Origin of the sequence: Streptomyces sp. NPDC050856, assembly GCF_040653855.1 — a bacterium.
Taxonomy (GTDB): domain Bacteria; phylum Actinomycetota; class Actinomycetes; order Streptomycetales; family Streptomycetaceae; genus Streptomyces.
In genome coordinates this window covers 21,963-45,623 of the sequence record NZ_JBFAGV010000036.1, presented here as the reverse complement: position 1 = coordinate 45,623, position 23,661 = coordinate 21,963, and the positions used below count along the sequence as shown (strand labels likewise).

Below are 23,661 nucleotides of genomic sequence, written 5' to 3'. Positions count from 1 at the left end.
ACGCTCTCCTCGTCACCGTGCCGGAGTACACCTCCGGCCAGCCGCCGGACCCCTCCGGCGTACTGGGCGACATCGCGGCGGTCCGGCACAACAGCGCGGAGCTGGCGCAGGCGCTCGGCGCCGGTGGGGTGTTCGGCCCCGGCGACATCAGCACCACCAGCCCGTCCGGCTCGGAGGCGTTCTTCCGCGACCTCATGCGGGCCCGCGACCGCGCCGAAGGACTGCTGCTGTTCTACTTCGCCGGCCACGGCCTGGTCTCCAGCTTCAACGAACCGGACGAACTGTGGCTGGCCATGCCCGGTACGACCATCCTGCCGGGCAGCCCGCCGGCGTTCCTGGGGGCCGTCCGGTGGAGCGACATGCTGCCCGTCCTGTGCCGGGCCAAGGCGCGGCAGGTCGTGGTCGTCCTCGACTGCTGCTACGCCGGGAACGCCTCGGCGGCGTGGAACCGGCTGCCCGCCGCCGACCGGCAGCGCCTCTCGCTGCTCGCCTGCGTCCAGGCCAACGACCGGATCGACGCGGGGGACGGGGAGACCCCGACCCCCTTCACCGCCCAGTTGGTGCGCCTGCTGGAGGAGGGCGTGGACGAGGACGGCGGCGAGGTCCGCTTCTCCACCCTCGCGGACGCCCTGCGCGTCCGCATGTCCCGGCACACCACGCTGCGCCAGGAACCGAACACCTGGGTGCCGCACAGCTGCCCGGCCGACGGCGCCGATGTCGTCCTGGCCGTGGCGCCCCGGCCCGGCGCCGCGCCGGGGGCCGCCGCCCCGGGACCCGGTTCGGACGTCACCCCCGAGGACCCGCCGGCCGGTCGGGGGGCCACGGCCGATCCGGGCCGGGCCGCCGGTCCCGGCCCGTCCGGCGCTCCCGGCCGGGCCGACGATCCGGGACCGACCGCTGATCCGGAGCGGGCCGACGATCCGGACCGGGCCGCTGATCCAGGCCGGGCCGCCGGTCCGGTACCGCTTCCCGGGGGTCCGCGGCGCCTGGCCGGGGCCGTGGCGCTGGCGCTGATCCTGGCCGTGCTGGTCTGGGCCGGGTGGCGGGAGCTGGCCGGCCCCGCCGACCTCGCGGTGTGCGCGCCGCCGCTGGAGCTGCGGCTGCTGACCGATCCGGACGCCGAGCCCACCGTGCGCAGGGCCGCCGACGCCTACCTGGCCTCCGGCGCCAACCGGACGCGCGGCTGCCGGCACACCGGGATCACCGTCCACAGCGCCAAGGCCACCGACACCGTGGCCGCCTTCCGGCACGCCTCCCGGTTCTGGCAGGACCCCGACTCGGGCACCAATCCGCAGCGCGACGTGGGCCCCCAACCGGACATCTGGATCCCCGGCTCGACCGCCACCGTCGAGCGCGCCCTGTCCTACGACGGTGGCGGCTCGGCGGCACGGCTGCGCTCCCACCCGGCGTTCGTCCACTCGCCGATGGTGCTGGCCGTCCCGGCGCACCTGGCCGAGGCGAAGGAGGCCGACCGCACCGGACAGCCCCTCGCCCGCTTCCTCGACGCGCTCCGCGAACGGGACCCCGCGGCGGCCGTGGCCCGGACCGACCCCGAGTACACCGACTCGGCACTGCTGGCCACGGTGGGCCTGTACGCCGGGCGGCCCGGCGCCGCCTCCGCCACCGAGCGGCGGCTGGCTCCCGGACGGCCCGCGCGCGACGGCCGGGCCCTGCTGTGCGAACTGCCCGAGGACGCCGCCGCCGACACCCGGACCGCCGCGCTCGTACCGGAACACCTGCTGAGGACGGGCGTGGGCTGCGCGCGGCAGACCCGCATGGCCCGGGTGGCCCACTACCCCCGGGACGTGCCCCGCCTCGCCCTGCCCTTCGTCCACGTCGCCTGGGTCGGCGCCGACCGCGACAGGGACGCCAGGACCCAGGCGGTCGAGCGGTTCCGGGCCTGGCTGACCGGACCGGACGGGCTGGCGGTGTTCACCGCGGACGGCTACCGCGCCGGACCGGGCGACGGCGGCGCCCCGGCCACCGCGCCGTCCCCCGGCGGCTCACCGCCCGCCGCGGGGGCGCTCGCCGACCCCGGTACGCTCCCGGCGACCGCGCACGCGCCGACGGTGACCGACGCGCTGGACGGCTACCGCAGGGCCAACGGACCCGGCCGGGTGCTCTTCCTGCTGGACAGCTCCGGATCCATGAGGAACCTGTGGCACGGCCCCAGCGGCGCCCCGGGAATCGTCCAGCAGGCCCTCGACGGGCTCGGCGGCCAGGACCGGTACGGCGTGTGGGCGGTGGCCGCTCCGCCCGGCGCCGCCCTCCCGTACACCCCGCTCCTGCCCCTGGGCACCCACCCGCGGCGCGACGAGGCCAGAAGGACCGTCGGCACGGCCCGCGTCCTGGACCACGAGGCCGACCCGTACCGGGCGCTGCGCGCCGCGCTGGACGCGCTGCGGCCGGCGGCCGGTGACGACGACGGGCCCCGGCTGATCGTCCTGGTCACGGACGACGAGGACAACGGCCACCTCACCGCCGACGGCCGGCTGCCCGAACTGACCTCCGCCCTGAGCCGGGCCGGCATCCCGGTCGTCGTGGCGTCCCTGGACGTCGGCTGCGCCCGGGGCGGCCCGGACGTGCGGATCGCGGCGGCCAGCGGCGGCCGTTGCCTGGACAGCTCCGACGAACTGGTCGCCGGGCTGCGCGACGAGGTCGCCAGGGCCGGCACGGGGGAGACGGCATGAGGCCCCGTCCCCTCGCCCTCCTCCTGGCGGCCCTCCTGCTCGCGCTCGCCGCCTGCACGGACGGCGGCGGGAACCGGCCGGCGCCGCAGCCCGCGGCCGCCGACCCGGGCAGGCCGCTGGTGGTGGCCAGCGGCCGGGACGTCACCGGCAAGGGCGGCATCCGCGAGAAGCTCATCGACGCCTGGAACGCCCAGCCGGGCAACCCGCACAAGGCCCGCCTGGTGGAACTCCCGGCCTCCGCCGACCAGCAGCGCAGCCAGCTCCTGGGCGCCCTGCAGTCCGGCGGCGCCCACTACGACGTGGTCAACCTCGACATCACCTGGACCGCCGAGTTCGCCGAGGCGGGCCTCGTCCAGCCGCTGGACGCCGGCCTGGTCGACGCCGACGTCATCGACTCCGTCGCCCGCACCGCGCGGTGGAAGGAAAAGGTCTACTCCGTCCCCTTCAACACCGACGTCGGCCTGCTGTACTACCGCCGCGACCACCTGGAGCGGGCCGGGGTGCAGGACACCGAACTGGACGCGAGGACCACCTGGGCGGACGTGCACGAGCTCATCAGGACCGTGGAGCGGACCGCGCCACCGGGCTACGAGGCCGGGTGGACCTCCCAGCTCGCCCCCTACGAGGGTCTGACCGTCAACGGTGTCGAGGCGTTCGTCTCGGCCACCGGCCGCGCCCTGACCGACGAGCGGGGGCGCTTCACCGCCTCCGCGGCCGACCTGGAGAACGGGCTGGAGGAACTGCGCGCGCGCACCGACCGGTCCTATCTCCTGACCGGCGCCACCGCCTCGGACGAGGACACCTCGCTGGCCGACTTCACCGACGGCAGGACCACCTTCCTGCGCCACTGGCCGTACGCCTACCGCACCCTGCACCAGTCCCTCGCCCCGGGCCGGCTGGGTGTCGCCCCGCTGCCCGGCACGGCCGTGCTGGGCGGGCAGAACCTCGCCGTCACGGCATCCGCCACCGGTGAGCGCGCCGCGGCGGCCCGCGACCTCATCGCCTTCCTCACCGACCGGCGCAGCGAGCGCTGCCTGCTCGACGCGGGCTACGCCGCCACCCGGACCTCCGCGTACACGGACGACACGGTCTCCTGCCGCCTCGCGGGCGTACCCGCCCCCACGGCCACCGGGCCCGGGTCCGCCGGCCCGGCGGAGAGCACCGACCGGATGCCGCGGGAGGCCGGGCGCCCCCTCTACGCGCGCGCCACCCTGCTGCCCGCGCTCCGCGACGACGTGGTCGAACGCCCCCGCACCCCGCACTACGGCGCCTTCACCCAGACGTTCACCACCCACCTCGGCCGGCTGTTCGGCGACGACCCGCCCTCCGACGAGGAACTGGCGGCCGACCTGCACGAGGCCCTGGGACAGGCCCTGCCGCACCGGCCCTGACGCCCCGCACGGGTTTTTGCGGTTGTGCGCCCCGGGTGCCTGGCCGAGCATGAGGAGACGGACGAGGCAGGTGCCATGAGCGCGGTGAACGCAGCCGAGGGTGCCGACTTCCGAGGCCCCCTCGATGTCACGAGAGCGGCGACGGCCGTGCTGGACGCCGACGGCGTGGTCGTCGGATGGGGCCCGGCCGCCCAGGCGCTGCTGGGATACCCGCCGCACGAGGCGCTCGGACGGCCCATCGGCAGCTTCGTCGTGGACCGCGCCGGCGCGTACCAGATGGCCACCCACCTGCCCGGGGCCGCGGAGGCGCGCCGCCAGGTCCTCCACGCCCGCCACCGGGACGGCCGGATCATCCGGCTCACCACGGCGACGCTCCGCCTCTCGCACGCGGGCCCCACCGGCCCGGCCCGGCTGCTGGCGGCGGCCGACGCGGAGGACACCGAGCGCTGGGAGGCCCTGCAGTCCATGCTCCGGGGGCTCGCCACCCAGTCCCCCGTGGGCCTCGCCATCTACGACACCGGCCTGCGGGTCGTGTGGACCAACCACGCGCTCTACCGGGAGATGGGCACCTCCCAGTACGCCGGCCTGGGCCCCGACGACATGATCGCCGGCGGGCAGGTCCTCTCACCCGGCTACCCGCCCACGCTGGAGGAGACCATGCGGCGGGTCCTGCACACCGGGGAGCCGGTCATCGAGCTGCACTACCGCGGTCGCCCGCCGGCCGACCCGGAGCGCGACCACGTCTGGTCCTGCTCCTACTACCGGCTCCAGGCCGCCGACGGCAGCACACTGGGCGTGTGCGAGGAGACCGTCGACATCACCGAGCGCTACCTCGCGCAGCAGCGGCTCGACCTGCTGGTACGGGCCGGCCGCCGGCTGGGCACCAGCCTGGACATGGCCCGCACCGCGGAGGAACTGTCGGCGGTCACCGTCCCCCAGTTCGCCGACACGGTCACCGTCGACTTCCTCGACGCGGTGCTGGAGGGCGGCCAGCCCACCCCCGGGACGGCACCGGCCCGGCGGATGGTCCGGGTGTGGCCGGGACCGGCCGGTGGACCCGCGGCCCGCCCGTCCGGCGCCGACCGCCCGTCCGGCACGCCCGCCGATGGCCGCGACCCCGGCGAGGCGCTGCCGAGGGAGCCGGTCGACCACCCGCCGGACTCGCCCCAGGCACGCTGCCTGGCGACCGGCCGCCCCGTCCTGGAGTGCCCACCGGACGCGGGACCCGGACGGTCCCTGCTGGTGGTGCCCCTGCGCACCGACGGCGCCTCGCTGGGCGTGGTCACCTTCACCCGCGAACGCCACCCCGACCCGTTCGGCGTCGCCGACCTGCCCGTCGCCGACGAACTGGTCGCCCGGGCCGCCGTCTGCATCGACAACGCCCGCCGCTACACCCGCGAGCACACCGCCGCCCTCACGCTCCAGCGCAGCCTGCTGCCCCGCAACCTGCCCCAGCTGTCCGGCGTCGGCCTGGCGTACCGCTACCTGCCCGCCGACAGCGGCGCCGGCGTGGGCGGCGACTGGTTCGACGTCATCGCCCTGTCGGGCTCCCGCGTCGGCCTGGTCGTCGGCGACGTGGTGGGCCACGGGGTACGCGCCGCCGCCACCATGGGACGGCTGCGCACCAGCCTGCGCGTCCTGGCCCGCCTCGACCTCGCCCCCGACGAACTCCTCACCCGGCTGGACGAGGTGGTCACCCAGGAAGCCCACGAACAGGAGACCGTGCAGGCCGGGAACGACGACGCCGCACTGGGCGTCACCTGCCTGTACGCCGTGTACGACCCGGTCACCGGCCGGTGCAGCATGGCGCGCGCCGGCCACCCGCTGCCCGCCGTCGTCGACCCGGACGGGGGCACCGTCACTTACCCCGACCTCCCCGCCGGACCACCCCTGGGCCTGGGCGGCCTGCCCTTCGAGGGCATCGACCTGACCCTGCCGGAGGGCAGCCTGATCGCCCTGTTCACCGACGGGCTCATCCAGGGCCGCGGCCGGGACCGGGACAGCGGACTCGACGCGCTGCGCACCGTACTGGCCGACCACGGCCGCCCCCTGGAGGAGCTGTGCGACCGGGCCGTGGCCACCCTGCTGCCCGGGCCCGCGGAGGACGACGCCGCACTGCTGCTGGTACGCACCTGCCGGCTGGAGAGCCACCAGGTGGCCGCCTGGGAGCTGGCCGACAGTCCCGAAGCCGCCGCCCGCGCCCGGGCGCTGGCCACCGGCCAGGTCGAGGCATGGGGCCTGGACGGCGAAGTCGCCTTCACCACCGAACTCGTGGTCAGCGAACTCGTCACCAACGCCGTCCGGTACGCCGCCGGCCCCATCCAGCTACGGCTCATCCGCGACCGCACCCTGATCTGCGAGGTGTCCGACTCCGGCCACACCTCACCGCACCTGCGCCGCGCGGGCAGCGAGGACGAGGGCGGCCGGGGCCTGTTCCTCGTCGCCCAGCTCACCCAGCAGTGGGGCACCCGCTACACCCCCACCGGCAAGACCATCTGGGCGGAGCAGACCCTGCCGTCGTGACGTTTGCCACCGCCGGGGATCGGCAACCCGGTCGGGGAATCCCACACACCGGGAGGCACGTCATGGCAGCGTCCGCACACGTCGACGACGGCCTGTGGAACGAGTTCCACACCGTGGTCAACATGACCTCCCGCGAGCTCCGGGAGTGGCTGAACGTCCAGGCGGCGGGCGAGCGGACCGAGGAGGTCCCCGACCGCGCGGGCCCGCCCACCGGACGCCGCGTGCTGGAGATCCTCGGCAAGCGCCGCACCGACCTCACCGAGGACGACGTACGGGCGATGGAGCACGTCTGCGAGATCGTCCGCTCCCAGCGGGGCCCGTCGCTCGAACCGAAGGCCGGCGGCGCCGACTGGCGCCACGGCCTGATGAACATCGGACACGACCCGCTCAAACCCGCATGACCGCTCCCCGGCGGTGCCGGAGCCGGCGGTAGCCCGACGGCCGTCCCAGGAGGACTCGTTGCGCCTTTCCCACAGCCGACCCACCGACCCCGGCTACCTGCGCAAACGCCACGGACGTGGATTCCGCTACCTCGACGCGCACGGCCGGCCACTGCGCGACCCGGCGGAACTCGCCCGGATCAAAGCCCTCGTCATCCCGCCCGCGTGGCGGGATGTCTGGATCTGCGCCAAGGCGGGCGGACACCTCCAGGCGGTCGGCACCGACGCCGCCGGGCGCCGCCAGTACCTCTACCACCCCCGGTTCCGGGCCGAACAGGAGCAGGCCAAGCACGACCACGTCCTGGACGTCGCCGAACGCCTGCCCGCCGTGCGCGAAGCCGTCGAAGGACACCTCGGCGACCGGGGCCTGACCCGGCAGCGAGTGCTGGCCACCGCCGTACGCCTGCTGGACCTGGGCTTCTTCCGGATCGGCAGCGACCGCTACACCGACCTCAACAGCACCTACGGCCTCACCACCCTGCTGCGCGACCACTCCCGCGTCCGGCGCGGCGAGGTCGTCTTCACCTATCCCGCCAAGCACGGCAAGCAGCAGATCCAGGCGGTGGTGGACCCCGCCACCTGCCGCAGCCTCACCTCGCTGCGGCGCCGGCGCGGGGGAGGGGACCGGCTGCTCGCCTACTGGGAGGGCCGCGCCTGGCACGACCTGTCCAGCGCCGACGTCAACACCTACCTCAAGGAACTCGCCGGGCTGGAGATCACCGCCAAGGACTTCCGGACCTGGCACGCCACCGTCCTGGCCGCCGTGGCACTCGCCGTGTCCCGGGGCGCGGCCCGCAGCGAGACCGCCCGCCGCCGCGCCATCGCCCGGGCGGCCAAGGAGGTCTCCGGGTACCTCGGCAACACACCGGCCGTCTGCCGCGCCTCCTACATCAACCCCAGGGTCGTCGAGCTGTACGAGGAGGGCGTCACCGTCTCCGCCGCGCTGCCCGCACTGGGCGAGGAAGGCGGCTACGGCACCCCCGCCACCCAAGGGCCGGCCGAACGTGCCGTGCTGCACATGCTGCGGACCGGACGCCCGCCCGGCCCCGAGGCGTGAACGGCCACCGCGTGAACGGCCACCGCGCGGACGGCTGTTCCGTGGACGGCAGCTCTGCGGGTGGCCGCATTCCGGGCGGCCGCACCCCGGCGGGCCCCGGCGGCAGCCGGCCGCGGCGGTCCGGCGGTCACGGCCAGGACGGCTCCCTGCGGGGCACCACCACCAGCTCCGACGCCACACTCCCCTCCGGTACCGACAACGCGTACAGCACGGCGTCGGCCACGACGTCCGGACTCTGCAGCAGCGAGACATCGGCGTCCGGGAACCGCTCCAGGACGAACGGCGTCTCCATGCCACCGGCGATGATCCCGGTGACGCCGATGCCCGGGCAGTCCCGCTGTGCCTCCTTGAAGAGCGTGTGCGTGAAGGCCCGCAGTCCCGACTTGCCCGCCGAGTAGGGGCCCGCCTCCGTCCAGGTGCGGTTCGACGCCGTGGACAGGATGTTGACGATGTGACCGCCGCCCCGCGCGACCATCCGGCGGTACGTCTCCAGGCACAGGTACATCGGCCCCAGCAGGTTGGTGGTCACCACCCGGGTCACCTCGTCGGCCGTCAGATGCTCGACCGGCTTGGACACGTCCACGGCCGCGTTGTTCACCAGCACGTCCAGCGGCCGGCCCTCCCCGTCCAGCTCCCGGAACACCTCCGCGACCGCCCCGGCGTCCCGCACGTCCAGCTCCACGAAGCGGGCCTCACCGCCACCGCCGTCGCGCAGCTCCTCGCACAACTCGCGTGCCTGCTCCTTGCGGACATCCGCCACCAGCACGGACGCCCCGGCCCCGGCCAGCCGCCGCACGATCGACGCGCCCAGCCCACGCGCCCCACCGGTCACCAGCGCCTGCCTGCCGTGAAGGTCCACCTGCACTCCGCCGCCCATGCCTCCGCCTTCCAGCCGTCCAGGACCTCGTCGGGTCACCCGCTGCTCCCACTGTGGCCCGCACCCCCACAGTCGGCACCTTTTCTCCGGGCGCGCCCCTCCTTCCGGGCCCGGTTCACCTCCGGGGCGCCATGAGCGTGCGCCGACGGTCCATCGTGCTCGGGTCGCTCGTTCCTCACGACCCCGCGCGCGTTCTCCCTTTCGGCACCCGCGCGCCCCTTCGGCTCACTCGCCCCTCCTTCCCGGCTCGGTTCACCTCCGGGGCGCCATGAGCGTGCGCCGACGGTCCATCGTGCTCGGGTCGCTCGTTCCTCACGACCCTGCGCGCGTTCTCCCTTTCGGCACCCGCGCGCCCCTTCGGCCCACTCGCCGGGCCCCGGCGCTCCCGGGGGCAGCCGAGCAGCCTGGCCGCCCCGGTGTGTCGCGCTCATCTGCCCGGGGGGCGTACCGGAGTGGCGGCTTCGGCCGCGCGGCGGGCGAGCAGGGTGGTGGAGCGGCCGTCCAGGTAGGGGAGGACCACCGCCTGACCGCCCCAGGTGCGCAGGACGTCCGCCTCGGGGAGCTCCTCGGCGGAGTAGTCACCGCCCTTGACCCACACATCGGGCCGCAGCCGGTTCAGCAACTCCACCGGGGTGTCCCCGTCGAAGACCGCGACCGCGTCGACGCTGCCCAGCCCGGCGAGGACGCGTACCCGGTCCACCAGCGGATTGAGCGGCCGGCCGGGGCCCTTGAGGCGGCCCACCGACTCGTCGGAGTTGACGCACACGATCAGGCAGTCCCCGATCCGCCGGGCGCTCTCCAGCAGGCCGACATGGCCCGCGTGCAGCAGGTCGAAGCAGCCGCCGGTCGCCACCACCGTGCCGCCCCGGGCGCGTACGCGCTGACCCAGGGCGAACGGATCCGCCTCCGGGGCCTCCTGGCTGCCCGTCAGGGACGGGGTGCGCCACAGCGACCGGTTGCCCGCCCCGCCCGCCGCCACGAACGCGGCCGCCTCCGCCACGGCCCGCTGCACCGCCTCCTCCGGCAGGGCGCCGTCCGCCAGCGCCGCGGCCGTCGCGGCGGCGAAGCAGTCACCGGCGCCGCACGCGTCGCCCTCCGCCCGGTAGGGGGCCGGGACCAGCATGGGCGTACCACCGCCGGGCCGGGCCAGCAGCACCCCGCGCTCGCCGAGGGTCACCGCGACGGCCGCCGCCCGCCAGCGTTCGGCCAGGTCGGCGCCCCGCTCGGCGAACGCGCGCAGGGAGTCGCCGTCGCGGCGGCACATCGCGCACGTCTCGGCCGCGTTCGGCGTGACGATCCGGGTGCCGGGCACCGGCGCGTCGCCCTTGAGGTGCGGGTCCCACACCACCGGGACCTTGGGCGCCACGGCGGCCAGGTGCTCACGCACCGCTCCCGCGGTGTGCCGCCCGTAGTCCGCGACCAGCACGGCGTGCGCCCGCGCCAGCGTCTCGCGCACCGCCGCGTCCGGCTCGCCCGGGTCACCGCCGCCGCGGTCGATGCGCACCAGGGGACGGCCACTGGCCAGTACCCGGGTCTTCACCGGCAGGGTGCCGTTGAGCGGCAGTTCCACCAGGCGGACCCGGCCGCGCAGGGAGCGCCGTACGGCTTCGCTGGCCGGGTCGTCACCCAGGGCGGTCACCAGGATCACCTCCCGGCCGCCCCGGGTGGCCAGCGCGGCGGCCAGCCCGGCGCCGCCGGGACGGCGCTGGTCGCCGGTGACGTCCACGACCGGGGCGGGGGCGTCCGGGGCCAGCCGGGTGGAGACACCTTCGATGTCCTCGTCGAGCAGGACGTCACCGACGACGACCAGGGGTTTGAGTGCGCTCATGACATCCTCCGGTGGGCCGCGACGGGCGCCGCCGCGCCCGCGGCGCGCGAGGGCCGCCCGGCGGCCGCCGCCGCGTCGAAGCACTCGCACAGCAGGTGCACGGCGACCAGATGGGTCTCCTGGACGGCCGCCGTGGTGTCGGCGTCGACGCACAGCGCCTCGTCGGCCGCCTCGGCCAGCGGATTGGGCGCCGGGCCGGTCAGGGCCCACACCCGCAGCCCGGCCGCCCGCGCGGTCACCGCCGCCGCGATCAGATTGGCGCTGCGGCCCGAGGTGGACAGCAGGGCCAGGACGTCCCCGGGCCGGCCGTGGGCCGAGACCTGACGGGCGTAGACCTGGTCGAATCCGTAGTCGTTGGCGATGGCGGTCACGCTGGAGGTCTCCGCGTGCAGGGAGATGGCCGCGTAGGCGGGCCGCTCCCGTTGGTAGCGGCCCACCAGTTCGGCCGTCAGGTGCTGGGCCTGGGCGGCGCTGCCGCCGTTGCCGGCGGCGAGCAGCCGGCCGCCGGCCGGGAGCACCGCCGCCAGCTCGCCGCCCCACTGGGCGACGAGGTCCAGGTGCTGCCGGCGGAACCGGCCGAGCGCGTCCTGCAACGACTGGCAGTGCCGCTGAGCGGCCTCGAGGGCGAGGGAAGCAAGGGGATCGGTCATGGGCGTTCGGGCTCGGCCGCTTCCCGGGGGACCGGGGGCCGGGCCCGCACCTCCTTCGGACGTCGGGGCCGCGTGGGCGGTCGGTCGGGGCGGGTCACACCACTTCCGGCACGGTGGACCGGGCGGCCAGCACCGCGCCGTACACCTCCTCGGTGGCCGCGGCGACCTTGGGCCAGCCGTACCGGGCCAGCACCCGGCCGCGGCCGGCCGTGCCGCAGGCCGCCCGCTGCGCCGGATCGGCGAGCAGCTCCCCGACCGCGCGGGCGAGCGCGTCGGGGTCGCGGGGCGGCACCAGCCGGCCGGTGACGGGGTCGGCCACGGTGTCCAGCTGGCCGCCCACCGCGCTGGCGACGACCGGCCTGCCGCAGGCCATGGCCTCCAGCGGCACGATGCCGAACGGCTCGTAGTCCGCCGGGCACAGCACCACGTCGGCGCTCCGCAGCAGGGGCGCGACGTCCTCGGGGCGCACCCCGCCGATGAACCGGACCCGGTCGGCGACTCCGGCGAGCCGGGCGACCCCGCGCAGCCGGTGCACCTCGGGATCGTCGTCGAGCCGGTCGGGCGCGGGACCCCCCACGACGAGCAGTTCCGTCCCCGGCAGCCGGGTGAGCGCCGTGATGGAGACCGCGGCGCCCTTGCGGGGGACCAGACGGCCCAGCTGGATCAGCCGGTAGCGCTCACCGCCCCGGTCGGCGGCCGGCCCGTCCGGGCGGAACTGCTCGGTGTCGACGCCGCACGGCACGACGCTGACCTTGTCGGCGGGTATGCGCATCCGGCCCAGTTCGAAGACCTCGTCGTGGCAGGTGGCGATGACCCGGTCGCAGCCCATCCCGACCTCCCGCTCGCGGGCGACGCGCTCCGGGGGGCTGGTGTCGGCCTGCTTCTGGTGCCGCCGCTTGACGGTGCCCAGCGCGTGGTACGTGTGCAGCAGCGGCAGCCGCAGTTCGCGGGTGGCCACCAGCGCGGCCAGGCCGGACATCCAGAAGTGCGAGTGCACCACGTCGGGTGGACGGGCCCGCCACTCCCGCAGCAGGTATTGCCCGAAGGCGGACATGTGCGGCAGCAGTTCGTCCTTGGGCACGGCCCGCGCGGGACCGGCCGGAACGTGGTGCACCTCGACGCCCGGCCGCAGCGGCACCCGGTCCGGCAGGTCCCGCGAGTCGCGCCGGGTGTAGACGGTGACCCGGTGGCCGCGGTCCGCCAGGGCCCCGGCCAGGCGGGCCACATGGACGTTCTGGCCGCCCGCGTCGACCCCGCCCAGGACGGCGAGCGGGCTCGCGTGCTCCGAGACGAGCGCGATCGACAGGGCGCGGCCACCGGGGCCCGCGCCGCCGCCTGCCGGGGGACCGGCCGTGTCGATGGGGTCGGGGGATGTCATGACCGCACCTCCGTCAGCACGCGTTCCCAGTCGGCCAGGAAGCGCTTCAGCCCGTACCGTTCCAGGGCCGCCTGCCGGGCCCGGGCGCCGTCCTCGGCCGCCGCCCCGGGCTCCTCCAGGTAGTGCCGGGCGGCCCGCGCCAGCACCTCCGGCCGGGTGGAGAGCGTCCCGGCGCCGGGTGGCACCGCCTCGATCGCCTCCGTGGTGGCCAGCGCCACCACCGGCATGCCCAGGTGCATGGCCTCCAGCAGGGACAGTCCCAGCGACGTCCAGCGCACCGGATGCAGGTACAGCCGGCGCTCGGCCATCGCCGCGTGCAGCTCCCGCTGCGGCAGGTCGGCGGTGCGGCACCGCTCGTCGGACAGGCCCAGACGCGCGGCCAGCCCCTCGGCGCGCATCCCGAACACATCGAGCGGCGCCGCCTCGGACAGCGCGGGCAGCAGGTCCGTACCGGTGTACCGGCCCCGCCGGACGGGCTCGTTGACGACGACCGCGGCACGCGGGACCCGGCCGGTGTACTGGTGGCCGGGGTCGACGATGCCGTGCTCGATCACCTCGGTCCGGGTCGATCCGCTGTCCCAGAAAAGCCGGTTGAAGTGGGTGACGTGGACCAGCGTCACATCGGCGCGGTCCGCGCACGGGTGCCGGGTGTCCGGGACGTTCCCGTCGGGGGCGTTGTGCTCCAGGTAGACGGCCGGCACGTCCCGGCCGGGGCGGCGCCCGCCCAGCCACCTGGCGGCCAGCTCCCACTCGTGCGGGCGCTGGAGGACCACCAGGTCCACCGGCTCCGCACGCAGCCGCTCGGGCGTCACCTCCCGCACCGAGTCGGGCCAGCAGAAGGTGCGGGCCCGGCCCAGACCGTCCGGGCCGCGGTCGGGGGTGACCGGGACGAGGTAGGTGTGGGGGCCCTGGACGAACGCCGTCGTCCAGGAACCGTGCACGTGCCACAGCAGGATGTTCATGTCCCTGGGCCTTCCGTCAGCGAGCCGCGTCGTCGGTGTCGTCGGAGCGGAAGAAGTCGCCGCGCCGCACCGCGTACGGGCCGATGGCCAGCAGGTCGACGGGTGAGGAGCCGAAGCACTCCAGGGCGTCGCGCGGATCGTCCACCATGGGCCGGCCGGCCGTGTTGAGGCTGGTGTTGACCACCACCGGCAGCCCGGTCAGCCGCTCGAACTCGGTCAGCATCCGGGCCACCAGCGGCTCGGCCGCCGGGTCCACGGTCTGGATGCGGGCGGTGCCGTCCACGTGCACCACGGCGGGGATCCGCTCGCGCCACTCGGGCGCCACGTCGTGCACGAACAGCATGTACGGGCTGGGCAGCGGGCCGTCGAAGATCCCGGCGGCCCGGTCGGCGAGCACCATCGGCGCCACCGGCCGGAACTGCTCGCGGCCCTTGACGTCGTTGAGCCGCTCCAGATTGCCCGCGTGACCCGGGTGGGCCAGCAGCGAGCGGTGCCCCAGCGCCCGCGGCCCGAACTCCGAACGCCCCTGGAACCAGGCCACGATCGCGTTGTCAGCGAGCGCCCGGGCCACGGTCGCGGCGATGTCGGCGGGGCGGTCGAAGGGCACGGCGGCCGTCTTCAGCCAGGCTCCCAGCTCGGAGTCGGACCAGTCCCGGCCCAGATCCGCGCCATGCATCGGCTCCGGATCGTCGCCGTCGCCCGCGGCGAGCAGCAGGGCGCCGCCCAGTGCCGTGCCGGCGTCGCCGGCCGCCGGCTGCACCCACACCCGTGAGAACGGGCCCTCCCGGGCGATCCGGGCGTTGGCCACGCAGTTGAGCGCGACGCCCCCGGCCAGGGTGAGCACGCTGTCGTGGGTCTGGCCGTGCAGCCAGCGCACCAGGTCCAGCAGCGTCTCCTCCAGTACGGCCTGGGCACTGGCGGCCACGTCCGCGTGGTCCTGCGTCCACGCCTCGTCCTCGCCCCGCGGCGGGCACAGCTCGTGCCAGGGCACGCCCGTGGCGCGGAACCCGCCGTCGCCGGTGGGGTACACGTACCGGCGCAGCTCCGCCAGCATCCGCGGTCTGCCGTGCGAGGCCAGCGCCATCACCTTGAACTCGTCGGAGGAGCGCAGGAAGCCCAGGTGCCCGGTCAGCTCCTCGTAGACCAGGCCCAGCGAGTGCGGCAGGTCCTGCGCGTACAGCGCCTCGAGCCGGTCGCGGACCCGGCGTGCCGCCAGGTGCGAGGCCCGCTCGCCGCGCCCGTCGAGGACCAGTACCGAGGAGTCACCGGCCCCCGGCGCGGCGAAGGCGCTGGAGGCGGCGTGCGCCATGTGGTGCGGCACGAACCGGACGATGGCCGGATCGAGGCCGGGCAGCGCGGTCCGCAGGAAGCCCGGTGCCTCCCGCGCGTACGTCAGGCGCAGGTGGTCCCAGGGGTCGTCCAGGCCCATCTCGGCGGCCGGCCGGGCCAGTCCGGGATCGAAGGAGTACGCCACGGCGTCCAGGTCCTGCGGGCGCATGCCCGCCCGCTTCAGGCACCAGGCCGCGGCCTTCTCGGGCAGTTCCCAGGCGGAGAACGGCAGCGGTCGCTTCCCGTGCTTGCGCCGGGAGAACCGCTCCTCCTCCGCGGCGGCGACGGTCCGGCCGTCGATGACCAGCGCGGCGGCGGGGTCGTGGAAGAGAGCGTTGATTCCGAGGATGCGCATCGCGTCCCAGGCCTTTCGGCGAGTCGGGAGGGCCGGGTCCGTGGGTGGGGCCCCGGCCGGGTGAGGGGCGACGGTGTCAGGAGCCGTCGTCGAGGTGGCCGCGGAACCAGGCGATCGTGCGCCGCAGGCCCTCCTCGGCGGCCACCCGCGGCTCCCATCCGAGCTTGTCGCGGGCCAGGGTGATGTCGGGGCAGCGTACGGCCGGGTCGTCCGTGGGCCGTTCGATGAAGCGGATCTCGGAACGCGAACCGGTGAGGGCGATGACCAGCCGCGCCAGGTCCAGCATGGTGACCTCGGCCGGGTTGCCGATGTTCACCGGGCCGCGCAGCCCGCTCGCCGCCGCGGCGAGGACGCCGCGCACGGTGTCGTCCACGTAGCACAGCGACCGGGTCTGGCGGCCGTCGCCGGTCACCGTGAGCGGTTCGCCGGCCAGCGCCTGGCGTACGAAGGTGGGCACCGCCCGGCCGTCGTGGCCGCGCATGCGCGGACCGTAGGTGTTGAACAGCCGGACGATGCCGGTGTCGGTGCCGTGGGCGTCGGCCTGCGCCGTGGTCAGCGCCTCGCCGAACCGCTTGGCCTCGTCGTAGACGCTGCGCGGGCCGACCGGGTTCACATTGCCCCAGTACCGCTCGTTCTGCGGGTGCTGCTGGGGGTCGCCGTACACCTCGGAGGTCGAGGCGAGCAGGAAGCGGGCCCCGGAGCCGTGCGCCAGCGCGAGGGCGTGGCGGGTGCCGAGGCTGCCGGCCTCCAGGGTGTGCAGCGGCAGGCGCAGGTAGTCGGCGGGGGAGGCGGGGGAGGCGAAGTGCAGCACCAGGTCGGGCGGCCGTCGCACCGCGAACGGTTCGGAGACGTTCGCCTCGACCAGGGTGAACCCGGGGCGGTCGAGCAGCGCGGATATGTTCGCCCGCTGCCCGGTGCTGAAGTCGTCGACGCAGGTGACCTCGGTGCCGGCGTCCAGCAGGGCGGTGCACAGGTGTGAACCGACGAAGCCGGCGCCGCCGGTGACCACGGCGTGTTGCCAGCCGCGCGAGACGGGTGTGTTCATGCGATCTCCTCCGGACGTGTGCGGAGCGCGATGTCCCGCACCTCGGGTTCGGTGTGAACGCGAGTCCCCCTGTGCACCTGCGACCAGGCTCGGCCGAACGGGGGCGCGTGGCGCGGTGGTCTGGGCCATTCGGGTTGCGCACACAGGGTGAGCGGCGTCCGGAGGGGTGGGGTGGCGGGTCCCGGCCGGCCGCCGGGTGGGGGTGGCCCCGGGCCCGGCCGGAGCGGCCGGTGACCGGCCGGCGGCCCCCCGCTCGGGCCGGCGGCGGCCGGGGAGACTTCCGGGGAGCGGCCCGCCCCGGGGCCGGCCTGGGGCGGCCGGTGATCGGCCGGGACGGGCGGGCTCCGCGTGCGGCGACCACCGCGCCGGCTGTGCCGGCTGCGGCGGACGGTCCGCGGCGGGAGCGCCCGTGACGGGCCGGGCCGGGCGCTCCGGACCGCGGGGCGGTGGCGCGGCGGCCGGCCGCACCCCGCGGACCGCCGCCGGTTCCGGCGACCCGTGGCCCCCGTCGTGCGCCCGGCCGAAGGCCCCCACCCCCTACGGGGCGACCGTCTCCGTCACCAGGAGGTCGGTCAGCGCCGGCAGGCCGCCCTCGGCCAGCGCCCGGCGCTGCCGGTCGGCCGTCGTGCCGTCCTGGAGCAGCCGGTGCAGCAGCGAGGTCACCTCGCGGGTGTCCCCGGCCTCGTCCAGGGCCGGGGTGATGATGTCGATCAGCATGCACAGGACGTCACCGGCGCTGCGGGCCTTGCCCTCCGGGTCCACCAGCAGGCCGCTCAGGCCGTGGCGGGCGGCGTGCCAGTTCGCCGCCTGGAGCAGCTCGGGGGAGCACGAGGGGGCCGGGACGCCGGCCTTCTCGTCGCGGATCGCGGTGGCCACCAGGCCGCGGACGATGCCCGCGAACATCACCGCGGTGTCCGCCCGGAGCTGGACGTCGGCGCAGCGCACCTCGACCGTCGGGTACCGCTCGGACAGGCGGGCCTGCCAGTAGAGCTGCCCGGTGTCGGTGATGACGCCCGACTCCAGCAGCGTCCGCACCCGCTTCTCGTGGTCGGCCAGGCCGTCGAAGGCTGGCGGCGGGCCGCTGACCGGCCAGCGGCCGAAGATCACGGTGCGCCAGCTGGCGAAACCGGTGTCCTTGCCGTCCCACAGGGGCGAGTTCGCCGACATGGCCACCAGGGCCGGCAGCCAGACCCGGATCCGGTTCAGGACGGCGACGCCCATCTCCCGGTCCGGTACCGCCGCGTGCACGTGCATCCCGTTGACGAGCTGCTCGGCGACGAGCTGCGGGGCCTGGGAGCGCATGGCGATGTAGCGGGCCTGCTCGGTGACCGGGACCGGGATCGCTTCCCGGTACGGGGCGGTCGCGCAGGCCACGATCCGGCAGCCGTTCTTCTCCGCCGCGTCCCCCAGCGCGTGGCGCAGCCGCAGCAGATGACCGCCGACCTCCTCCAGGTCGGTGCAGACCGGGGTGGCGACCTCGACCTGGGCCTGGAGCAGCTCGGACTGCACTTCCCTGCCGTCCACGATCGGCTCCAGGCCGGCCGCCGCGCGCACCTGCTCGCCGAGCGGGACCGGCAGGCAGGAGGCCGGGTCCACCAGCAGGTACTCCTCCTCGACCCCAATGGTGATCATGTCGCGGCGGGTACCCTCGAACAGCCGGATGAACCGGCACAAAAGGCATGACTCGCGGCATGCGTCATGGTGTCTCTCCGCTCGGTCCGTGGCCGGCGCGCCGGCCGGGCTCAGCCCACGTAGCGGCGGGCCGTGGAGTGGTTCTGCGCGTGGGTCAGCCGCCGCAGCCGCTCCTCCACTGCGGGTGGTACCACTCTTCTTTCCCGCACCACCCACGGCAGTCCGGCGAGCGCCAGCGCGAACGCCCGCACCGACGCGCGGTCGCGCGGCACGGTACGGGCCAGGAAGAGCGTCCTGCGCAGCGCGGGCACCAGCGGCCGGCGCAGCCAGCAGAACCACAGGGTGTTGCGGAGCCCGTGGATCCGGCGCAGCGTGGCGTCCCGGGCCACCGACGGCGCGTGGTGGACGGTCAGCTCCGGCACGTACGCCAGCCACCAGCCGCTGGTGGCCAGGTCCGTGGCCAGCAGTTCCTCCTCGCCGCCCAGCCACAGGCGCTCGCTGAAGCCGCCCGCCCGGAGGAACGCGTCGGCGCGCAGCACGGTGGCGGCGGCCAGAAAGGAGCCCAGTGCCGGGCCGGGCAGCCAGTCGGGCCCCTCGATGGGCGAGTCGCGCAGCTCGGCCACGATCGGGTCCTCCCGGCCACCGGGCTCGACGAGGATCCGCGCGGTCACCGCCACCAGCCGCTCGTGCCGGTCCAGCAGGTCCGCCGCACGGGCCAGGGACCCGGGTTCCCACCAGGAGTCGTCGTCGCAGAAGGCGACGTACGGCGTGCCGGCCCGGCGCACGGCGATGTTGCGCCCCACGGCGCCCAGGTTGCGTCCCGGGGTCAGCAGCGTGACCCCGGGATGCCGCCGGCGGACGGCCTCGGCGGTGCCGTCGCTCGACGCGTTGTCGGTGACGATCACCGGGGGCCGCTCGGGCAGCCCGGCCAGCCGGTCCAGCGTGTGCAGCAGTTCGTCCCGCCGGTTGTGGGTGATCACCACGACGGTGGTGCGGGGGTCGGTCACGGCGCGGTTCCTTCCAGGTCCAGACGGCGTGCCGCCGCCTCCACCGCGGCGGGCAGCGGCCGGCGGACGCGCAGCGCGGCCGGGAACCGCTCGGCCAGTTCGCGCAGCGCCGTACGGGCCTCCGGGTCGCGCCGCGCGTCGAGGGCCAGCGCCCGGGTGTGCCGCAGCGCCACGGCCGCCGGGCGGCGCAGCCACGCCGTCAGCACGGCGTTGCGGCGCTGCGTGGCGGGCCGCCCCGGCCGCACCCCGCCGGTCGGGCGGTGCACCGCGACCACCTCGGGGCAGTGGCACACCCCCCAGCCCCGGGTGACCAGGTCGTAGGCGAGCAGCGTCTCCTCGCCGCCCAGGAAGAGGATCGGGTGGTAGCCGCCCGCCTCCAGGTACGCCTCGCGCCGAGCCACCGCCGCGCACGCCAGGAAGCCCAGGACCTGGGGCCCGGGCAGGTCGGGCGCGCGCCCCAGCGGCGAGGCCGCGAGGAGGTCGTTGAGGGGGTCGGGTCCGCCGTCGGGCCCCACCCGGACGCCGGCCGCGAGCAGCCCGAGCCGGGGGTGGGCGTCGAGCAGCCGTTCGGCGGTGGCCAGGGCACCCGGTTCCCACCACGAGTCGTCGTCGCTGAACGCCACGTACGGCGTCCTGGCGTGGCGCACCCCGAGGGTGCGGCCCGGCGCGCCCAGGTTGCGGCCGGGCGCCAGCACCGTGACCCGGGGGTGACGGCGGGCGACGGCCCCGGGGGTGCCGTCGGTCGAGGCGTTGTCGACCACGATCACCGGGGGCCGCTCGGGCAGCCCGGCCAGCCGGTCGAGCGTGCTCAGCAGTTGTTCCCGGCGGTTGTGCGTGATCACCACGACGGTGGTGCGCGGTTCTGTCACGGCCGGGCCACCTCCGGGTGGTCGAGCAGGGCTTTCAGGACGTCCTCGGGCTGGATGCGCAGCAGCCGGGGGTCGGGCTCCCGCCCGTGCGGGTCGCCCGGCGGGCCGGGGTGCCACAGCGCCACGTGCCGGGTGCCCGGCGGTGGCCCCCACAGGTCGGGCGGAACCGGTCCGAACAGGGTGACGGAGGGGGTCCCGTACGCCACCGCCAGGTGCGCGATGCCGGTGTCGCCGCTGATCACGGCGGCGGCGCCGGCGAACAGCGCGGCCAGCTCGCCGAACGGCAGTCCGCCGGCCAGGACGTCCACGCGGTCCAGTCCGGCCGGCCCGGCCACCCGGGCCAGCAGTCCGTCCTCGCCGGGGCCCCCGGTGAGGACCACCCGGTACCCGTGCCCGCGCAGTTCGCCGGCCACGGCCGCGTACCGCTCGGCGGGCCACCGCCGCGCCCCGGAGTCGGCTCCCGGGTGCACCACGACGGCGCCGGGCGCGGGGCAGGGGGCGCCGGGCGGTGCCAGCCGCAGGTCGGCGGGGTCGGCCGGGATGCCGTACCACTCCAGGAACCGGCACCAGCGGGCCCGCTCGTGCTCGTCGGCCCGCCACACCGGGCCCTGGATCTCCGGAGTGCCGGGGTGCGCGAACGCCAGCAGCCGGCCGGGCCGCAGCCCCTGGAGCAGCCGGTGGCTGGGCGGTCCGTTGCCGTGCAGGTCCACGGCCACCTCGGGCGGCGGCCCGGTCCACGCCAGGGCGGGCGGTACGGCCCGGCCGGGCGCCCTGGCGGGCAGCAGGGTGTCGACGGCGCCACTGGCCGAGGCGGCCCCGGCGAGCTCCCGGGGGGCGGCGAGCACGATCTCGTAGCCGCCGAAGGCCCGCCGCAGCGCCCGCAGCGCGGGCACGCCCGCCAGCAGGTCCCCGAGCCCCAGGGCCCGGAGCACCAGGACCCGCGGGCGGCCGGCCCCTACGGGCGCGGCACGTGGCCCGTCCGGCGCCGCGCCGGCCGGGCGCCGCCCGGTCACGGGGCGCCCTCCAGCAGTTTCTCCACCGCGGCCAGCACGTCCTCCGCCGTCACCCCGTTCAGGCAGGGGTGCCCCGGCACCGGGCACTCGCGGGCGCGGCTGTCCGCGCAGGGCGCCACCTGGTCGCCCAGCAGGACGTGCGGCACGCCGTACGGGCCCCAGCGCTCGGCGGGCACCACCGGCGAGAACAGCGAGACGATCGGAGTGCCGACGGCCGCCGCCAGGTGCGCCGGGCCGGTGTTGCCCGCCACCACCGCGCCCGCTCCCGCCAGGACGGCGGCCAGTTGCGGCGGCGCCGTGCGCCCGCCCAGGTCCAGCCCGCGGCCGCCCGCGACGAACCCGGTCAGCTCCCGCTCGTCGGGGCCACCGGTCACCACGACCCGGTGGCCGGCGCCGGTCAGCACCCGGACCGCCTGGGCGCACCGCTCCGCGCTCCACCGGCGGGCGGCGACGCTCGCGCCGGGATGCACCACGACGTACGGGCCGGGGCCGGTCAGCTCGGCCGCGCCCGGCGGGTGCCGCACCCGCAGCCGCCCGTCGTCACCCGGCGGGCGGGGGAAGCCCGCCGCCCCGGCGAGGTCGAGCGCCGCCTCGGCCTCATGGACGCGCGGCGCGCGCCGGTGGCGTACGTCGAGCAGCGAACCGGGCGCGTCCACGCTGTCCGCGGCGATGCGGGGGACACCCGCCATGCGCAGCAGCAGCGCGGCGGGCAGCGGGCTCTGGTGGAACGAGGTGAGGACGAGCGCCGTGTCGGCCCGGGCGGCGGCGAGACGGGTCACCAGGCGGTCGATGTCGCCGCGGTCGACCGGCGGCGGGGTGAAGCCCACCCACGGTGCCTCCCACACCAGCACCTCGTCCACGCCCGGCAGCAGCCGGGCGGCCGGTGCCCCGCGCGGCCCGCACAGCAGCGCCACCCGTTCGGCCCGGTGGGCGACCGCCCGTACGGCGGGACCGGCCAGCAGCACGTCCCCGAAGCTGTCCAGGCGGACGACGAGGGCCCTCACGACGGCGTCCCCCGGCGGTCGCCGCGCAGTACCAGCCGTACCGCGCTGAGCAGGTCCGGGCACACCCGCGGCGCGGCCGCCACCTCCTCGGGCAGTGTCCGCGCCGTCGGCACCAGTACCCCCCGGGCGCCGGCCGCCGACGCCGCCCCCATGTCCGCGCCGATGTCGCCGATCACCACGCACTCCTCGGGCCGCGCGCCCAGCCGGCGGGCGGCCTCCAGCACCAGCCCGGGCGACGGCTTGCGGCAGCCGCAGCCGTCGCCGGGCAGGTGGGGACAGTGCAGCCAGGCGTCCAGCGGGCCGAGCAGGGCCTCGACGCGGGCGTTGACCGCCCGCAGGTCCGCCTCGCTCAGCAGACCGCGTCCGATGCCCGACTGGTTGGAGACCACGCCGACCGGGATCCGGCGCGCCCGCAGCAGCCGCAGCGCCTCGCGCGCGCCCGGCATGAGCCGGACCCGTTCCGGGTCGCCGTTGTAGGGGACGTCCTCGACGAGCGTGTCGTCACGGTCGAACAGCACCGCCGCCGGACGTCTCATACGCCACCGCCGTCCCAGCCGGCCGCCGCCCGGTGCCGCCACCGCCCGGACAGCCGGTACCAGGTGGCGACGGCCGGGATCAGCGCGCTCGTGGCCGCCATCGTCAGGATCTCGTCCACGGTCCGGGGCCCGGGCGCGATCCGCGCCCGGGCGAACTCCACCGTGCCCAGCGCCCAGCCGGCCGCCGCCAGCGCCGCGGCCCGCCGCCGCCCGGCCAGGGCCAGCCCGGCCGCGCCGAGCCCGGCCGCGGTGACCGCCGCGTGCCGGCGGATCCGGCCGCGCGGCGCAGCGGCCCGCTCCCACCAGTCCGGACCGTGCAGCCGGACCATCAGGGCGTCGTCCGCGTTGCCCTTCTGCGCCCGCAGCGAGACCCACCGGTCGGCCGGCCGCACCGGGTGCCGGGTGCGCCGTTCGCCGCGCCGGACGCGCCAGCCCGCGTCGACGACCCGGAGGGCCAGGTCGGCGTCCTCGCGGAAGGCCCGGGTGAAGCGTTCGTCGAAACCACCGACCGCGGTGAGGACCTCGGTGCGGTACGCCATGTCGGCGGTCGCCCACCGGGCGTCCCGCAGGCCGGCCGTGTTGCGCTCCCAGTCGGTGGGCCGGCGGTCGGCGGGCAACGGCACCTCCAGGACGCCCTGTACGCCACCCACGTCGGGTGACGCCTCGGCCAGGTCCCGGACCAGTTGCTCGCGCCAGTGCGCGCCCACCCGTACATCGTCGTCCAGCAGCACCGTCCACGGCTCGTCCACGGCCCGCAGCCCGGTGTTGCGGGCGGCGGCGGGGCCGCGCCCGCCGCTGCGCAGCACCAGCGCCCGGTCGGCGAGCGGGCCCAGCGCGTCCAGTGGCAGTCCGCCGTCCGGGGAGCCGGGGCGGTCGTCCACCAGCACGACCCGGCTCGGCTCCGGGCCGCGGCTGGCGGCGAGCGCGGCCAGGCAGTCCGCGAGGCAGTCGCGGCCCACGGTCGGGATGACCACGGCGTACGAGGCGAGCGGGGGGATCATGCGTCTGCGCCTCCACGTTCTGTCGCTTCCGCGGCGACGTACGTACGGTCCCCCTCTCGTCACTTTATGCACAG

At 76.3% G+C, this 23,661-nt stretch carries 19 protein-coding genes; 5 read left to right on the top strand and 14 right to left on the bottom strand.

Annotated elements, in window-relative coordinates; translation table 11 throughout:
* Nucleotides 1–17: 17 nt before the first annotated feature.
* The 5 genes from AB0H53_RS25515 (at nucleotide 18) to AB0H53_RS25495 (ending at nucleotide 8,101) form a co-directional block, all read left to right on the top strand.
* Nucleotides 18–2,690 carry a vWA domain-containing protein gene (locus AB0H53_RS25515; protein ID WP_362117755.1) on the top strand — a complete coding sequence of 891 codons (2,673 nt, stop codon included), beginning with the start codon at nucleotides 18–20 and terminating at the stop codon, nucleotides 2,688–2,690.
* Nucleotides 2,687–4,081, top strand: a complete 1,395-nt coding sequence (locus tag AB0H53_RS25510; RefSeq protein WP_362117752.1) for an extracellular solute-binding protein — start codon at nucleotides 2,687–2,689, stop codon at nucleotides 4,079–4,081. Before AB0H53_RS25515 ends, AB0H53_RS25510 begins: the two co-directional genes overlap by 4 nt.
* A 75-nt stretch (nucleotides 4,082–4,156) precedes the next feature.
* The gene (locus AB0H53_RS25505) at nucleotides 4,157–6,604 is read left to right on the top strand and encodes a SpoIIE family protein phosphatase (protein WP_362117749.1); all 2,448 of its coding nucleotides are present in this window, start codon (nucleotides 4,157–4,159) and stop codon (nucleotides 6,602–6,604) included.
* A gap of 62 nt (nucleotides 6,605–6,666) precedes the next feature.
* A complete protein-coding gene (locus AB0H53_RS25500) occupies nucleotides 6,667–7,005 on the top strand; it encodes a DUF3140 domain-containing protein (RefSeq protein ID WP_362117746.1) in 339 nt (112 codons plus the stop codon).
* A gap of 58 nt (nucleotides 7,006–7,063) precedes the next feature.
* The gene (locus AB0H53_RS25495; RefSeq protein WP_362117743.1) at nucleotides 7,064–8,101 is read left to right on the top strand and encodes a DNA topoisomerase IB; all 1,038 of its coding nucleotides are present in this window, start codon (nucleotides 7,064–7,066) and stop codon (nucleotides 8,099–8,101) included.
* 127 nt (nucleotides 8,102–8,228) lie between these two features.
* Here AB0H53_RS25495 and AB0H53_RS25490 read toward each other — a convergent pair whose 3' ends face one another.
* The 14 genes from AB0H53_RS25490 to AB0H53_RS25425 form a co-directional block, all read right to left on the bottom strand.
* Nucleotides 8,229–8,978 carry an SDR family oxidoreductase gene (locus AB0H53_RS25490; RefSeq protein WP_362117740.1) on the bottom strand — a complete coding sequence of 250 codons (750 nt, stop codon included), beginning with the start codon at nucleotides 8,976–8,978 and terminating at the stop codon, nucleotides 8,229–8,231.
* A gap of 427 nt (nucleotides 8,979–9,405) precedes the next feature.
* A complete protein-coding gene (rfaE2, locus tag AB0H53_RS25485; protein ID WP_362117737.1) occupies nucleotides 9,406–10,806 on the bottom strand; it encodes a D-glycero-beta-D-manno-heptose 1-phosphate adenylyltransferase in 1,401 nt (466 codons plus the stop codon).
* Nucleotides 10,803–11,456 (bottom strand): SIS domain-containing protein, encoded by a 654-nt coding sequence (locus AB0H53_RS25480; protein WP_362117734.1) that lies wholly within the window; start codon nucleotides 11,454–11,456, stop codon nucleotides 10,803–10,805. Before AB0H53_RS25480 ends, rfaE2 begins: the two co-directional genes overlap by 4 nt.
* A gap of 94 nt (nucleotides 11,457–11,550) precedes the next feature.
* Nucleotides 11,551–12,834, bottom strand: coding sequence for a glycosyltransferase (locus AB0H53_RS25475; protein WP_362117731.1), 1,284 nt, complete (start codon nucleotides 12,832–12,834; stop codon nucleotides 11,551–11,553).
* Entirely contained in the window at nucleotides 12,831–13,796 is a 966-nt protein-coding gene (locus AB0H53_RS25470) for a glycosyltransferase (RefSeq protein ID WP_362117728.1), read from the bottom strand. The genes AB0H53_RS25475 and AB0H53_RS25470 overlap by 4 nt, the downstream gene beginning before the upstream one ends.
* A gap of 16 nt (nucleotides 13,797–13,812) precedes the next feature.
* Nucleotides 13,813–15,480, bottom strand: a complete 1,668-nt coding sequence (locus AB0H53_RS25465) for a carbamoyltransferase C-terminal domain-containing protein (RefSeq protein ID WP_362117725.1) — start codon at nucleotides 15,478–15,480, stop codon at nucleotides 13,813–13,815.
* Between the two features lie 76 nt (nucleotides 15,481–15,556).
* Nucleotides 15,557–16,525 (bottom strand): UDP-glucuronic acid decarboxylase family protein, encoded by a 969-nt coding sequence (locus AB0H53_RS25460; RefSeq protein ID WP_362117723.1) that lies wholly within the window; start codon nucleotides 16,523–16,525, stop codon nucleotides 15,557–15,559.
* Nucleotides 16,526–17,062: 537 nt separating this feature from the next.
* Complete coding sequence (locus AB0H53_RS25455) at nucleotides 17,063–18,157, bottom strand: glutamate--cysteine ligase (RefSeq protein ID WP_362117720.1); 1,095 nt, start codon at nucleotides 18,155–18,157, stop codon at nucleotides 17,063–17,065.
* A 110-nt stretch (nucleotides 18,158–18,267) separates the two neighbouring features.
* Nucleotides 18,268–19,164, bottom strand: coding sequence for a glycosyltransferase (locus tag AB0H53_RS25450; RefSeq protein WP_362117717.1), 897 nt, complete (start codon nucleotides 19,162–19,164; stop codon nucleotides 18,268–18,270).
* Nucleotides 19,161–20,033, bottom strand: coding sequence for a glycosyltransferase (locus tag AB0H53_RS25445; RefSeq protein WP_362117714.1), 873 nt, complete (start codon nucleotides 20,031–20,033; stop codon nucleotides 19,161–19,163). The genes AB0H53_RS25450 and AB0H53_RS25445 overlap by 4 nt, the downstream gene beginning before the upstream one ends.
* A complete protein-coding gene (locus tag AB0H53_RS25440) occupies nucleotides 20,030–21,046 on the bottom strand; it encodes a glycosyltransferase family 9 protein (RefSeq protein ID WP_362117711.1) in 1,017 nt (338 codons plus the stop codon). Before AB0H53_RS25440 ends, AB0H53_RS25445 begins: the two co-directional genes overlap by 4 nt.
* Nucleotides 21,043–22,050, bottom strand: a complete 1,008-nt coding sequence (locus tag AB0H53_RS25435; protein ID WP_362117708.1) for a glycosyltransferase family 9 protein — start codon at nucleotides 22,048–22,050, stop codon at nucleotides 21,043–21,045. Before AB0H53_RS25435 ends, AB0H53_RS25440 begins: the two co-directional genes overlap by 4 nt.
* Nucleotides 22,047–22,586 (bottom strand): HAD family hydrolase, encoded by a 540-nt coding sequence (locus AB0H53_RS25430; protein ID WP_362117705.1) that lies wholly within the window; start codon nucleotides 22,584–22,586, stop codon nucleotides 22,047–22,049. The genes AB0H53_RS25435 and AB0H53_RS25430 overlap by 4 nt, the downstream gene beginning before the upstream one ends.
* Nucleotides 22,583–23,587: a glycosyltransferase gene (locus tag AB0H53_RS25425; RefSeq protein ID WP_362117702.1), complete on the bottom strand. Its 1,005-nt coding sequence runs from the start codon at nucleotides 23,585–23,587 to the stop codon at nucleotides 22,583–22,585. Before AB0H53_RS25425 ends, AB0H53_RS25430 begins: the two co-directional genes overlap by 4 nt.
* Between the last annotated feature and the right edge of the window lie 74 nt (nucleotides 23,588–23,661).

Coding starts and splice junctions, on each gene's coding strand:
- AB0H53_RS25500 (WP_362117746.1), top strand. CDS start 6,667: ATGGCAGCGTCCGCACACGTCGACGACGGCCTGTGGAACGAGTTCCAC.
- AB0H53_RS25505 (WP_362117749.1), top strand. CDS start 4,157: ATGAGCGCGGTGAACGCAGCCGAGGGTGCCGACTTCCGAGGCCCCCTC.
- AB0H53_RS25510 (WP_362117752.1), top strand. CDS start 2,687: ATGAGGCCCCGTCCCCTCGCCCTCCTCCTGGCGGCCCTCCTGCTCGCG.
- AB0H53_RS25460 (WP_362117723.1), bottom strand. CDS start 16,525: ATGAACACACCCGTCTCGCGCGGCTGGCAACACGCCGTGGTCACCGGC.
- AB0H53_RS25425 (WP_362117702.1), bottom strand. CDS start 23,587: ATGATCCCCCCGCTCGCCTCGTACGCCGTGGTCATCCCGACCGTGGGC.
- rfaE2 (WP_362117737.1), bottom strand. CDS start 10,806: ATGAGCGCACTCAAACCCCTGGTCGTCGTCGGTGACGTCCTGCTCGAC.
- AB0H53_RS25470 (WP_362117728.1), bottom strand. CDS start 13,796: ATGAACATCCTGCTGTGGCACGTGCACGGTTCCTGGACGACGGCGTTC.
- AB0H53_RS25480 (WP_362117734.1), bottom strand. CDS start 11,456: ATGACCGATCCCCTTGCTTCCCTCGCCCTCGAGGCCGCTCAGCGGCAC.
- AB0H53_RS25490 (WP_362117740.1), bottom strand. CDS start 8,978: ATGGGCGGCGGAGTGCAGGTGGACCTTCACGGCAGGCAGGCGCTGGTG.
- AB0H53_RS25465 (WP_362117725.1), bottom strand. CDS start 15,480: ATGCGCATCCTCGGAATCAACGCTCTCTTCCACGACCCCGCCGCCGCG.
- AB0H53_RS25455 (WP_362117720.1), bottom strand. CDS start 18,157: ATGATCACCATTGGGGTCGAGGAGGAGTACCTGCTGGTGGACCCGGCC.
- AB0H53_RS25430 (WP_362117705.1), bottom strand. CDS start 22,586: ATGAGACGTCCGGCGGCGGTGCTGTTCGACCGTGACGACACGCTCGTC.
- AB0H53_RS25475 (WP_362117731.1), bottom strand. CDS start 12,834: ATGACATCCCCCGACCCCATCGACACGGCCGGTCCCCCGGCAGGCGGC.